The sequence below is a fragment of the Nocardia sp. CA-120079 genome (assembly GCF_050955745.1).
Classification (GTDB): domain Bacteria; phylum Actinomycetota; class Actinomycetes; order Mycobacteriales; family Mycobacteriaceae; genus Nocardia.
The window spans coordinates 7,708,309-7,721,090 of the sequence record NZ_CP192088.1 but is presented as its reverse complement, the minus strand read 5'-3'; the positions used below and the strand labels follow the sequence as shown (position 1 = coordinate 7,721,090).

Here is a 12,782-nt window from a genome sequence, read left to right as displayed (position 1 = left end):
CGACCAAGGCCCACGAAGTGATCAATGTGCTGGATCGTGGTTCGACCTGCCGGGCACGTCCAGCCGGAAAGGTTTCAGCCGGTGAACTCGGATGCATGGTCTTCGAGCCAGGTGGTGAAGGGCCGTGCGGGATGGGCGGTGAGGGTGGTGACAGTGTCGGTGATCGGGGTGGGAACGCCATCGCAGCGGCGCCAGTAGTCGAGGAGCCCGTCGGCGTAGCGGGCGGGAATGAATTCGGCCATCTCCTGTCGCCACGCGTCGGGGGTGACGTGTGCGATGGTCGCGGCACGTCCGGTGACCTTTGTGATCAGGTCGATCTGTGCGGTGAACGTCAAGGTCTGCGGGCCGGTGAGGGTGTAGACGCCACCACGGTGGTCCGGTTTCGTGAGCAGTGCATGGGCGCACTCGGCGACGTCGAGTTCGTGGATCGGATCGGCGTAGGCATCGGGGTAGGGGAGGCTGACCGGGCGGTCGGCCTTGATCGCGAACGACCAGCCGCGGGCATTGCCGGCGAAAGCGCCGGGACGCAGCACGGAGACGGTCATCGGTGCGTCGGCGAGTGCGAGCTCGGCGTCGAGGTGGGACTTCGCGACCGGATTCGTGGTCGCATCCGGATCGAGCACCGCGGACGAGGACAGCAACACGATGTGATCGACTCCGGCTTCGGTTGCGGCGGAAACGAATTCGGCGCCGCACTCGGGTTCGGCATACAGGAACACCGAGGTGATTCCGTCGAGCGCGGCTGCGAAGGTGGCCGGGTCCCGCAGGTCGCAAGCGACGGCGGCCACTTCCGGTGGAATCCGCTCGGGGCATCTGGAGCCGACGCGGACGGCATGGCCGTCGGCGCGTAGCAGGGATGAGAGATTGGTGGCGACCGCGCCGCGGCCTCCGGTAATGAGAATCATGAGAAGTCCCTGGGGTCGGTTCGGCCTGAGCGTGGCGCGATAGCAGTCGCACCGGTGCGAGGCTGAGCAGCGTGCCGTGGTGACACGAAGTACGTGCACCTCACCCGAGCCGACTGTGTGGACGTACACCGTCGTGATGGCGGCTGCCTGGCGAGTTGCGGGTGAACCATATGTAACGAACGCTGTTCGTGTCAAACGGTGTTCGTCACGGCGTATGCTCCGGGATATGAGCGCCACACCCGTCAGCCGCCGGGCCCGTCCCGCGAAGGCACCCCTCAGTCGTGACGTCATCATCGAAACCGGTCTGCGCATTCTCGACCGCGACGGCTTGGCCGCCCTCACCATGCGCCGCGTCGCGCAGGACCTCGATACCGGTGCGGCCTCGCTCTACGTCTACGTCGCCAACCGCGACGACCTGATGGCCGCCATGCTCGACCACGTGCTCGGCACGGTGCCCGAGCCGACCGGCGACACCTGGCGCGACCGCCTCACGACACTGGTCGAAACGACCGTGGACGTGATGTCCAAACACGAGGGACTCGCACTGGTCGCGCTCGGTTCGATACCGACGAGCCCGAACGCCCTGCTGATCGTCGAGCGGCTGCTTTCCCTGCTCGCCGAGGGCGGAGTGGACCCGCAGACCAATTCCTGGGCCGTCGACCTGATCTACCTGCACATATCCGCGCAGGCCGTAGAGCAGAGCGCATACAACACCAGGGACACCGACGAGCAGGACTATGTCGCCGAGGTCGCCCGGCACTTCGCCGAACTCCCCGCCGACCGATACCCGACGCTGGTCGGCATGCGCGAACAGATGCTGGCCGGCGGTGGCGACGATCGGTCCCGCTGGGCGCTGCGTGCACTGGTAAACGGCATCCTGGCGACTCCGGTCGAATGAATGTCGTGGGAGAATCGTCCATGCGGATGATTCGACCGGCGGTCGAGGACGACCTGCCGACACTGCAAGATATCGAGCGTGTGGCGGGTAAACCATTCGCCGACATCGGCATGATGGCCGTTGCCGATGACGAGCCGCCGTCACTGGATACGCTCCGGGATTTCCAGCGGGCGGGGCGCGCCTGGATCTACCCCGATGACACAGGCCGCCCGATCGGCTATCTGATCCTCGGAATCGTCGACGGTAACGCCCACATCGACCAGGTCTCGGTGGATCCGGATCACGCGGGCAAGCGGATCGGCAAGCGGCTCATCGACCATGCCGTGCGCTGGGCGAAAGCCCAAGGGATGCAGGCGATCACGCTGACCACCTTCGTCGATGTGGCCTGGAACGGCCCATACTACGAACGGCTCGGCTTCCGCTTTCTGACTCCCGCCGAGGAGACTGCGGAACTACGCGAAATTCGTGCCGCCGAGGCCGCGCACGGCCTCGATCTCTGGCCGCGCGCCGCCATGCGAGCCGAACTCGACGCCTGGCAGTTGGACTGAACCTAATGCTGCCGCGCGAAGGCGGCCTCCGCGGCGGGCACGGCCGCGGCGCGGTCCGCGGGGACGAGACCGATCCGGGTGCGGCGGTCCAGCAGATCGTCGGTGTCGAGCGCGCCTTCGTGGGTGATCGCGAAGGCGAATTCGGCTGCGGTGACGTCGATTCCGGGCGCGACCTGTTCGGCCAGGGCGGGATTCCGATCGGCCAGTTCGAGTAGGGCCGCGGACTCGCTACCGTAGCGCTCGACCAGCACGGTCGGGGCGTTGATGCGGTCGCGTGCGGCGCCGGAGACCGCGCCGACCAACGGAAGTCGCTTGGTTCGGCACGGCCCAGCGGTGAGGTTGCCGTGCGCGATGGCCGCGTCGACGGCGTCCTCGGCCATCTGGCGGTAGGTGGTGAGCTTGCCTCCGACAATGGTGACGACGCCGGTGGGGGAGTGCAGGACCGCGTGTCGGCGGGAAATATCGGCGGTGCTGTTAGCGGATGTCTTCAGTAGCGGGCGCAGTCCGGCGTAGGTTCCGCGAATATCCCTGCGGGCCAATGGCTCTCGTAGAGCGGTGTTGATGGTGTCGAGAAGGAAATCGATTTCCGTTTCGGTGGGCTTCGGCTCGTCGGGGACCGGACCGGGGGCGTCCTCATCGGTGAGACCGACGTAGACCCGACCGTGCGCGGCGGGGAAGGCGAAGACGAAGCGACTGGTGCTGCCGGGTACGGGGACGGTCAGCGAGGCGGTCAGACCGCCGAATGATTCGGCGTCGAAGACCAGGTGGGTGCCGCGGCTCGGGCGCAGTTCGATGCTCGGGTCGACTTGGTCGGCCCAGACGCCGGTGGCATTGATGACAGTGCGCGTCCGGACGGACATGGTGTCGCCGGTCAGGGTGTCGCGCAGGGTGGCCGAATCTCCGGTCACGTCAAGGGCTTCCACGCGGGTGAGGACCGTCGCGCCCTGTGCGGCCGCGGTACGAGCGAGCGCCACTACCAGCCGCGCATCGTCCACCAGCTGTCCATCCCAAGCCTGCAGGCCGCCACGCAACCCGTCGCGACGCACGGTCGGCGCCAACCGCAGCGCCTCGGCGGTTGCGACCCGTCGCGAACGCGGCAGTGTCCCGGGCGAAGTGCCCGCACTGCGGCGCAGCACATCTCCGGCGACGAAGCCCGCGCGAATCAAAGTCCGTTGTGCTATTCCGATTTCCGGAAGCAGCGGCACCAGCTGCGGCAGGGGGCGAACGAGATGCGGTGCGGTGGTGGTGATCAGAATCCCACGCTCGACCGCACTTTCGTGTGCGATGCCGACCTGTCCGCTGGCCAGGTACCGGAGTCCGCCGTGCACCAGCTTCGAACTCCACCGGCTCGTGCCGAACGCCAGATCGTGCCGCTCCACCAGCACGGTTCGCAACCCGCGTGCGGCGGCATCGAGCGCCGCACCGGCACCGGTCACGCCGCCGCCGATCACCAGCACATCGATTTCGCCGCCGTCGCCGAGCAGCTGCAGCTCACGGTTGCGGCGTCCGGCATTCAGCGCGGAATTGCCGTGGGTATCAGCCGAATTCGCGGTCATTACAATCCTTTTCGATTGCCTACGGAGGTCATCGCGCGTTGTCGACGGGAGCCAGGTAGCCGTCGATCGCACGGGTCAATTCGCTATCGAGCGCGGGCCCGGCCAGCAGCGGCGCGACCGTACCGGCCGATTGCACCGCCGACTGCGCGATGAGCAGCAGCATTGTCGCCATCTGTGCTGGATCACCGGCGCGAATCGTGCCGTCCCGGTGGCCTTCCCGGATGCCCGCACTGAACAGCTCGATCAGCGCGCGCTGGTTGCGGCCGAGGCGTCCGAAGACATAGGTCAGCATCAAATCGGTATCGGTGCGAAAGATCTTGCCGAACAACGGATTCGAGCGAACCGTGGCCGCCCCGGCGACCACGCCCTCGACCAGCCTGGTGCGCGCATCGCCTGCGGTCGGCATGGCGTCGGCCACGATCGCGCGCAGTTCGCGCACCAGCAGTTCGGCCACCAGTGATCCGGTATCGGGCCAGCGCCGGTAGACGGTCGGTCTGCTGACCCCGGCGCGGCGGGCCACCTCGGTGAGCGTGGTGCGGCGCACCCCGAACTCCTCCACGCAGGCCCTGGCCGCGTCGAGGATCGCGAGATCGGTCGCCGAGAGCGCGTCATCGGGGGCGGAGGCTGGGGAGGTCATCGAGTATCACCACCATGTCCTGATCGTTACTGCTTGACAGTCTATGTCAAACTGTAACGCATGGTCGAGACGCAACAGCACACCGACGAAATCGGATCGTCCGGGACCGGGGCGCCCGCCGCAAACCCGGGCGCGCCGACGTACGCGGCGAGTATGGTTTGGGACGCCTGGGGCATCCCCGCCGGACACAAGCCGCTTTCGGCTTCGATCCGAAACCTGTTGACGCAGGTATTCGGAGTGTCCGGTGACCCGGTGGCGCGCCGCGATGAGGGCGATGTGCCGCTACGCGAGTCGACACTGACGCCGGCTCAACGGGACGGGTTGGTCGCGGTGGTCGGCGTGGGCAGCATTTCGGTCGACCACCACGATCGTCTACTGCACGCGGGCGGTAAGAGCACCCCTGACCTGCTGCGCCGTCGCGCCGCTGGTCCGCAGGACGCTCCGGATGCCGTCATCTTCCCCGCCGATCACGAGCAGGTACTCGCGGTGCTCAGTTACTGCGCCGACAATGCCATCGCGGTCGTCCCCTTCGGCGGCGGTACCAGCGTGGTAGGCGGCGTCGATCCGGTCCGTGGTCGCTTCGACACCGTCATCGCGCTGGATCTGCGCCGCCTGGACGGTATTTCGGAGATCGACCCGGTCAGCGGCACCGCCACCCTCGGCGCGGGACTGACCGGCCCCAAGGCCGAGGAACTGCTTGCCGCCCATGGACTTTCGCTCGGCCACTTCCCGCAGAGCTTCGAATTCGCCAGCATCGGCGGATTCGCCGCCACCCGGTCCTCCGGTCAGGCATCGGCGGGCTACGGCCGCTTCGACGACATGGTCCAGCACCTGAAGATCGCAACCCCCGGCGGCACCATCGAACTCGGCCGCGCACCCGCCTCCGCCGCGGGCCCGGACCTGCGTGAACTGTTCGTCGGGTCGGAGGGTGCGCTCGGTGTGATCACTGAGGTCACGCTGCGGGTGCATCCGGTGCCGGAGACCATCGGCTACCAGGCGTGGTCGTTTCCGGACTTCGAAACCGGCGCCGCCGCACTGCGTTCGGTGGTGCAGGCGGGTGCCGCGCCCACGGTGCTGCGTTTGTCCGATGAGGTCGAGACCGGTGTCAACCTGGCGCGCTCCGCCGATATCGGCGGCGAGGCGGTGGCCGGTTGTCTGGCCATCACCACCTTCGAAGGCACCGAGGCGCATGTCGCGGCCCGCAGCGCGGAGGCAGGCGCATTGCTCGCGGCGGCCGGCGGGAATGCGCTGGGACAGACCCCGGCCGAGGAGTGGGAGTCCGGGCGTTTCGCCGCGCCCTATATGCGCGATGCGCTGCTCGATCTCGGCGTGCTCTGCGAAACCCTGGAAACCGCGACCACCTGGTCGAATCTGGTCGAGCTCAAGGCGAACGTGACCGCGGCACTGACGGATTCGCTTACCGGGCAGGGCACCCCGCCGCTGGTGATGTGCCACATCTCGCACACCTATCCGACCGGAGCTTCGCTGTATTTCACCGTCATCGCCAAGCAGTTGGACGATCCGATCGCCCAGTGGCACATCGCGAAACGAGCGGTCGGTGACGCGATCGTGGCCGCGGGCGGCACCATCACCCACCATCACGCGGTCGGCACCGACCACCGCCCATGGATTCCGGACGAGATCGGCGATCTGGGCGTGCGCGTGCTGCGCGCGGTGAAGCGGGAACTGGATCCCGCGGGCATCCTCAACCCCGGAAAGCTGGTCCCGTGAAACAGGATTCGTGCCCGGTGCGTGCGGTCACCGTGGTGACCAACCCGCAGTCGGGTGTCGGCAGAGGGCAGGAGGTGGCCGCGGCCGCGCTGGCGCGCTTCGCCGCACAGGGTGTCGAGGTCACCGAGGTGCGCGCACCTTCGGCCGCCGAATCCGTGCGTCAGGTCCGGGATTCGATCACCGGAAGCGCCCAGCCGGACGCGGTGGTCTGCATCGGCGGCGACGGGTTGATGAACGTCGTACTGGAAGCCGTCGCGCAGACGGGCGTGCCGCTCGGTTTGGTCCCCGCGGGCACCGGTAACGATCTCGCGCGCGAAATCGGCGTTCCCACCAACGATCCCGTCGCAGCCGCAGACCTGATCCTCGGCGGTCGCACCCGCACCATCGACCTCGGCCGCATCGAATCGCCCGCGCCCGGATTCACCCCCAAGTGGTTCGCCACCGTCACGGGCACCGGCTTCGATGCGCGGGTCACCTTGCGCGCCAACGATATGCGCTGGCCAAAGGGCCCGCTGCGCTACACCTTCGCCGCGCTGGCCGAGATCTCCGGCCGCTTCACCGTGCCGTACCGAATCGAGCTGTCCGGCGTCGTGCCCGGCGCACTGGACAATCCCGACGCCGATACCGTCATCGAGACCGACGCCGTCATGGTGGCCATCGGCAATACCCGCACCTACGGCGGCGGCATGCGGGTCTGTCCGGATGCGGTGATGGACGACGGGCTACTTGATCTGACTGTCGTAGGCGCGGTTTCGCGCCTGGATATGCTTCGCCTGCTGCCGGCACTGTCGGCGGGCAAGCGAATCGATCACCCGGAGTCCAAGCAGTATCGCGTCGCTCAGGTGACGCTGACCGCTCCGGGCGCTCCCGCCACCGCAGACGGCGAACCGGCGGGCACCCTCCCCGTCTCGCTCCGCGCGGTCCCCGGCGCGCTTACCGTGCTGGTTCCCTGATCGCTACTGGTCAAGCCGCGAAACTGACCCGGCTCATGCGGTCGATGGCGGTCCGGTCGAGGACGACCGTCGACACCGGCTCGGGCCGAGGTGGACGGCCGGAATCGACGGCGCGGATGAGCCGATCCCAGCGTCGGCAATGCAGGGTGAAGAAGATCGGATTGATCCGGCGTCCGCGGGCGAGCTGACCGGCGCGCGCGACACCGGCGGGCACATCGAGCAGGATCACGTGTAGCTCCCGGCCGTAGCGCGTCGCCCAGCGGCCGATCATTCGTCGGGCCCAGCCGAAGGTGGCGCAATCATGGATCACCACCGGTCCGGCACCGTCTCGCAGCGCGGCCCGGATTCCGGCGTAATGCGCGACGTGCACCACCGGCCGCCACAGCGGATACGGGAGTCGACCGAGCTTGTGCCGCCATCGATTTCGGGAATGGTGTGAATCCAGCACCACCGTGCCCCCGGGGCCGCGCGGCGGCTCCTCGGCATCGGCCTGCGCGCCGAAGAACAAGCGCAACGCCGTACTCTTGCCCGCCCCCGGAATCCCGGCCACGAGCAGCGCCGACCGCGCTGGATACCGCAGTTCCTCGATCGTGCGGCCGCGCAGATCGTGCACGGAATCCGGTGTTACGACGCGGATATCGGGGAGTCGCGGTTGCGAACCGGGATCGGGCGAATCAAGCGGAGGGTCGTAGCTGTTCACTGTTTTGCGTCCGAACTTGACTTCGTGATGTAGATTAGGCGTAGTCGACTGGCAGCGAAAACCAAGCTGCCAGTCGGTCTTTCGTTACATTGTGCCATCGTCTAGGCGAGTTGCGTCGGACGTTGAACGCTCGTTGGAAACCGTGTAAGACTGGGCTGAGGCCCAGCGGTGGCTGATTCTCGCTGGACTTCTTCGGGCCGTGGCGACGGCGTGCTCGGCGACCGTCTGAGCAGCGAGCGCGCCGTCAGCGCCGGAAAAGAGTGCCGTTCCGGTGACCGGGTAATGAACTCGTCAAGAAGCTGAGAATTGGTTGTGGATTAGGGGCTCGGGCCGGTTTCGGCGGTAAGCTCTCCAGGTGTAGGCGGAGTCTTCGGTGTCCCTCATCCACCGAAGACTCCGCCGCTTTTATGCCCCGGCCCTTTTATGAGCTCAGCGGGCATCCCACTAGAATGCCTGGGTGACCAGCGCAGCCCCTGACAACCCGCGTAATCGTGCCGATGCCCTCCCCAAGAGCTGGGTTCCCAGCGAGGTGGAGGCCGAGATGTACGAGCGCTGGGTAGCGGCTGGTTACTTCGCCGCCGACCCCGCCAGTGCCAAGCCCGGTTACTCGATCGTGCTGCCCCCGCCCAACGTCACCGGCAGCCTGCACATGGGGCACGCGCTCGACCACACCCTGATGGACACCCTCTCGCGCCGCAAGCGCATGCAGGGTTACGAGGTGCTGTGGCTGCCGGGCATGGACCATGCGGGCATCGCCACCCAGACCATCGTGGAGAAGCAGCTCGCGGTCGACGGCAAGACCAAGGAAGACTTCGGCCGCGAACTGTTCATCGACAAGGTCTGGGACTGGAAGCGCGAATCCGGCGGACAGATCCAGTGGCAGATGCGCGCCCTCGGCGACGGCGTCGACTGGAGCCGTGACCGCTTCACCATGGACGACGGGCTCTCGCGGGCCGTGCAAACCATCTTCAAGCGCCTGTACGACGCGGGCCTGATCTACCGGGCGGAGCGGCTGGTCAACTGGTCGCCGGAACTGCGCACCGCCATCTCCGATATCGAGGTCAAATTCGAGGACGTCGAGGGCGAGCTGGTTTCGCTGCGCTACGGCTCGCTGAAAGACGATGAGCCGCATGTGATCGTGGCCACCACCCGGGTGGAGACCATGCTCGGTGATACCGCGGTGGCGGTGCATCCGGAGGATCCGCGCTACAAGGATCTGATCGGCAGCACCCTCGAACATCCGATCACCGGACGTCAGATCCCGATCATCGCCGACGACTACGTCGATCCCGAATTCGGTACCGGTGCAGTGAAGATCACGCCCGCGCACGACCCCAACGACTTCGAGATGGGCCTGCGGCACAACCTGCCCATGCCGAACATCATGGACGAGCGCGCCCGGATTACCGGCACCGGAACCGAATTCGACGGTATGGACCGGTTCGAAGCGCGGGTCAAGGTGCGCGAGCGGCTCGCGGCCGAGGGCCGGATCGCCGCCGAGAAGCGGCCGTACCTGCACAGCGTCGGACATTCCGAGCGCAGCGGCGAAGCGATCGAACCGCGCCTTTCCATGCAGTGGTGGGTCAAGGTGGAGTCGCTGGCCAAGGCCGCCGGTGACGCGGTTCGCAACGGCGACACCGTGATCCACCCGACCAGCCAGGAACCGCGCTGGTTCGAATGGGTCGACAACATGCACGACTGGTGCATCTCGCGGCAGCTGTGGTGGGGCCACCGCATCCCGATCTGGTACGGCCCCGACGGCGAGGTGGTCTGCGTCGGTCCGGACGAGACCGCCCCCGAGGGCTGGGTGCAGGACCCGGATGTGCTCGACACCTGGTTCTCCTCCGGCCTGTGGCCCTTCTCCACCATGGGCTGGCCCGATTCCACCGAGGAGCTCCAGAGGTTCTATCCGACAAGCGTTCTCGTCACCGGCTACGACATCCTGTTCTTCTGGGTGGCCCGGATGATGATGTTCGGCACCTTCGTCTCCGACGATCACGTGCTCACCGCGGGCAAGGGCGGCGCGAAGCAGGTGCCGTTCAAGGATGTGTTCCTGCACGGCCTGATTCGCGATCAGTACGGCAAGAAGATGTCCAAATCGCGCGGCAACGGCATCGACCCGCTGGACTGGATCAACTCCTACGGCGCGGACGCGCTGCGCTTCACGCTGGCGCGCGGTGCACAGCCCGGCGGCGACCTCTCGGTCGGCGAATCGCATGCCCTCGCCTCGCGCAGCTTCGTGACGAAGCTGTTCAACGCCACCAAGTTCGCGCTCATGAACGGCGCACAGACTGGCGCGATGCCCGATCGTTCCGAAGTCACCGACGCCGACCGCTGGATCATCGATCGGCTCGACCAGGTTCGCGCCGAGGTGGATTCGGCCTTCGACGCCTACGAATTCGGCAAAGCCTGCGAGGCGCTGTACCACTTCGCCTGGGACGAGCTGTGCGACTGGTATCTGGAACTGTCCAAGGTGCAGTTCGCCGCCGGTGGTTCGCGCGCCGAGTCGACCAGCATCGTGCTCGGCAATGTGCTCGACGCGGTGCTGCGGCTGCTGCATCCGGTCATCCCGTTCGTCACCGAATCGCTGTGGCGGGCGCTGACCGGCGGCGAATCCGTCGTCGTCGCCACCTGGCCGGAGGCCACCGGCGTAGCCTCGGATGCGATTGCCGCACAACGGATTTCGGATGCACAGCGCCTGATCACCGAGATCCGTCGCTTCCGCAGCGACCAGGGCTTGGCCGATAAACAGAAGGTGGCGGCCAAGCTGATCGGCTTGGACACCGCAGGCCTCACCGAACTGCACGATTCGGTGACCAACCTGGCCAGGCTCACCGAGCCCGGTGCCGAATTCGCCGCGACCGCCTCGGTCGAGGTGCGCCTGAGCGGGTCCACGGTGACGGTCGAACTCGACACCTCCGGCGCGGTCGACCTCGATGCCGAACGCCGCCGCCTGGAGAAGGACCTCGCCGCGGCCGAGAAGGAATTGGCCACCACCACAGCCAAACTCGGCAACGAGGCGTTCCTGGCCAAGGCGCCGGATCAGGTGGTCGACAAGATCAAGGGACGTCGCGATGTCGCCGAGGGCGAGGTCGCGCGCATCGGCGCCCGGCTCGCGGAGTTGAGCGGCAAATGAACGCCGAACCGGAACCCCAGTACGCCGACGACGAGCACCCGAAGCGGCGGCTCGGCTCGGGGCCGTCCCCGGTGGATCTGGCCGAAATGGCGTTGGTCGAGGCGGAATTGGATCGGCGCTGGCCGGAGACCAAGATCGAGCCCTCGCTCACCCGCGTCGCGACGTTGATGGATCTGCTCGGCTCGCCCCAGCAGAACTACCCGGCCATCCACATCGCGGGCACCAACGGCAAGACCTCGGTGAGCAGGATGATCGATGCGCTGCTGACCGCGCTACACCGGCGCACCGGCCGGATCACCAGCCCGCATCTGCAGCTGGCCACCGAGCGGATCAGCATCGACAACGCGCCGATCACCCCGGCCAAGTATGTAGAGGCCTACCGCGAACTGCTGCCCTATATCGAAATGATCGATAAGCAGTCCGCCGCCGCGGACGGTCCGGCCATGAGCAAGTTCGAGGTGCTCACCGGCATGGCCTATGCCGCCTTCGCGGAGGCGCCGGTGGATGTCGCCGTCGTCGAGACCGGCATGGGCGGCCGTTGGGACGCGACCAATGTCATCGACGGACAGGTCGCGGTGATCACCCCGATCGGGCTGGACCACACCGATTTCCTCGGCGACGATCTCGCTTCCATCGCGGGGGAGAAGGCCGGGATCATCAAACGTGCCCCGGAGAGCCTGGTGCCGCGCGATACCGTCGCCGTCATCGCCGAACAGGAACCCGAGGCCATGGACGTGCTGCTGCGCCGGGCCGTCGAGGTCGATGCCGCGGTGGCGCGCGAGGGTTCGGAGTTCCGGGTGCTGGCCCGCCAGATCGCGGTCGGCGGCCAGCAGCTCGAATTACAGGGTCTCGGTGGGATTTACGACGAGATCTTCCTGCCGCTGCACGGTGAGCACCAGGCCCGCAACGCGGTACTCGCGCTGGCCGCGGTCGAGGCGTTCTTCGGTGCCGGTGCGGATCGGCAGCTCGATATCGAGGCCGTGCGGGCGGGCTTCGCGAGTGTCACCAGCCCCGGCCGGATGGAGCGCATGCGCAACGCCCCGACCATCTTCATCGACGCCGCGCACAATCCGGCGGGCGCGCAGGCCCTGGCCGCGACGCTGACCGCGGAATTCGACTTCCGCAAGCTGGTCGGCGTCGTCGCGGTGCTCGGCGACAAGGACGTGGCGGGCATCCTGGACGCGCTGGAACCGGTATTCGACGAGATCGTCGTCACCAACAACGGTTCGCCGCGCGCCATGGATGTCGAACGTCTCGCCGACCTCGCGGTGCAGCGCTTCGGTGACGAACGAGTGGTCACCGCCGAGACTCTGCCCGATGCGCTGGAAACGGCCATTGCCATTGCCGAGGAGGTCGGCGATGCGGGCGAGATGGTTTCCGGTGCGGGGGTCGTGGTAACCGGATCGGTGGTCACCGCCGGTGCGGCGCGCGCCCTGTTCGGGAAGGACCCGGCATGAGCGTCAGGCCCGGAGGAGGCAGCGTGCGTAACCACGGAGGGCCCCGCGAATGCCGCGATGAACACAGCATGAGCGTCAGGCCCGGAGGAGGCAGCGTGCGTAACCACGGAGGGCCCCGCGAATGCCGCAGTGAACACAGCATGAGCCGCCCGGTTCGGATACGGCAGCATGCGTAAACACGTGAGGCCCCGCGAATGCCGAGAAGGAGACAGCGTGACCGAGTCGACCGGCGACGCCGCCGAGCCCGAGCGGGCCGACGGC

At 67.2% G+C, this 12,782-nt stretch carries 10 protein-coding genes; 6 read left to right on the top strand and 4 right to left on the bottom strand.

Going from position 1 to position 12,782, the window contains the following annotated elements; genetic code table 11:
• Positions 1 to 74: 74 nt before the first annotated feature.
• Positions 75 to 905: an SDR family oxidoreductase gene (locus ACQPYR_RS35220; RefSeq protein WP_433623293.1), complete on the bottom strand. Its 831-nt coding sequence runs from the start codon at positions 903 to 905 to the stop codon at positions 75 to 77.
• Between the two features lie 226 nt (positions 906 to 1,131).
• Here ACQPYR_RS35220 and ACQPYR_RS35215 point away from each other — a divergent pair, with 226 nt between their 5' ends.
• On the top strand, positions 1,132 to 1,803 hold the full coding sequence (locus ACQPYR_RS35215; protein ID WP_433623291.1) for a TetR/AcrR family transcriptional regulator: 672 nt from the start codon (positions 1,132 to 1,134) through the stop codon (positions 1,801 to 1,803).
• 5 nt (positions 1,804 to 1,808) lie between these two features.
• Positions 1,809 to 2,351 carry a GNAT family N-acetyltransferase gene (locus tag ACQPYR_RS35210; protein ID WP_433623289.1) on the top strand — a complete coding sequence of 181 codons (543 nt, stop codon included), beginning with the start codon at positions 1,809 to 1,811 and terminating at the stop codon, positions 2,349 to 2,351.
• Positions 2,352 to 2,353: 2 nt separating this feature from the next.
• On the opposite strand, the gene ACQPYR_RS35205 is transcribed toward ACQPYR_RS35210, so the two are convergent.
• Both ACQPYR_RS35205 and ACQPYR_RS35200 read right to left on the bottom strand, forming a co-directional pair.
• Positions 2,354 to 3,907 (bottom strand): glycerol-3-phosphate dehydrogenase/oxidase, encoded by a 1,554-nt coding sequence (locus ACQPYR_RS35205; RefSeq protein WP_433623287.1) that lies wholly within the window; start codon positions 3,905 to 3,907, stop codon positions 2,354 to 2,356.
• A 28-nt stretch (positions 3,908 to 3,935) separates the two neighbouring features.
• Positions 3,936 to 4,544, bottom strand: coding sequence for a TetR/AcrR family transcriptional regulator (locus ACQPYR_RS35200; protein ID WP_433623285.1), 609 nt, complete (start codon positions 4,542 to 4,544; stop codon positions 3,936 to 3,938).
• 153 nt (positions 4,545 to 4,697) lie between these two features.
• Here ACQPYR_RS35200 and ACQPYR_RS35195 point away from each other — a divergent pair, with 153 nt between their 5' ends.
• Together ACQPYR_RS35195 and ACQPYR_RS35190 are read left to right on the top strand one after the other, a co-directional pair.
• The gene (locus ACQPYR_RS35195; protein WP_433635326.1) at positions 4,698 to 6,275 is read left to right on the top strand and encodes an FAD-binding oxidoreductase; all 1,578 of its coding nucleotides are present in this window, start codon (positions 4,698 to 4,700) and stop codon (positions 6,273 to 6,275) included.
• The gene (locus ACQPYR_RS35190; protein WP_433623283.1) at positions 6,272 to 7,228 is read left to right on the top strand and encodes a YegS/Rv2252/BmrU family lipid kinase; all 957 of its coding nucleotides are present in this window, start codon (positions 6,272 to 6,274) and stop codon (positions 7,226 to 7,228) included. The genes ACQPYR_RS35195 and ACQPYR_RS35190 overlap by 4 nt, the downstream gene beginning before the upstream one ends.
• Before the next feature lie 10 nt (positions 7,229 to 7,238).
• Here the strand turns inward: ACQPYR_RS35190 and ACQPYR_RS35185 are convergent, their stop codons facing one another.
• Positions 7,239 to 7,928, bottom strand: coding sequence for an AAA family ATPase (locus ACQPYR_RS35185; RefSeq protein ID WP_433623281.1), 690 nt, complete (start codon positions 7,926 to 7,928; stop codon positions 7,239 to 7,241).
• A gap of 457 nt (positions 7,929 to 8,385) precedes the next feature.
• Here ACQPYR_RS35185 and ACQPYR_RS35180 point away from each other — a divergent pair, with 457 nt between their 5' ends.
• Both ACQPYR_RS35180 and folC read left to right on the top strand, forming a co-directional pair.
• Entirely contained in the window at positions 8,386 to 11,064 is a 2,679-nt protein-coding gene (locus tag ACQPYR_RS35180) for a valine--tRNA ligase (RefSeq protein WP_433623279.1), read from the top strand.
• Positions 11,061 to 12,521 (top strand): bifunctional tetrahydrofolate synthase/dihydrofolate synthase, encoded by a 1,461-nt coding sequence (gene folC / locus ACQPYR_RS35175; RefSeq protein ID WP_433623277.1) that lies wholly within the window; start codon positions 11,061 to 11,063, stop codon positions 12,519 to 12,521. Before ACQPYR_RS35180 ends, folC begins: the two co-directional genes overlap by 4 nt.
• The last annotated feature ends 261 nt before the right edge of the window (positions 12,522 to 12,782 follow it).

Coding starts and splice junctions, on each gene's coding strand:
- ACQPYR_RS35195 (WP_433635326.1), top strand. CDS start 4,698: ATGGTTTGGGACGCCTGGGGCATCCCCGCCGGACACAAGCCGCTTTCG.
- ACQPYR_RS35215 (WP_433623291.1), top strand. CDS start 1,132: ATGAGCGCCACACCCGTCAGCCGCCGGGCCCGTCCCGCGAAGGCACCC.
- ACQPYR_RS35220 (WP_433623293.1), bottom strand. CDS start 905: ATGATTCTCATTACCGGAGGCCGCGGCGCGGTCGCCACCAATCTCTCA.
- folC (WP_433623277.1), top strand. CDS start 11,061: ATGAACGCCGAACCGGAACCCCAGTACGCCGACGACGAGCACCCGAAG.
- ACQPYR_RS35200 (WP_433623285.1), bottom strand. CDS start 4,544: ATGACCTCCCCAGCCTCCGCCCCCGATGACGCGCTCTCGGCGACCGAT.
- ACQPYR_RS35205 (WP_433623287.1), bottom strand. CDS start 3,907: ATGACCGCGAATTCGGCTGATACCCACGGCAATTCCGCGCTGAATGCC.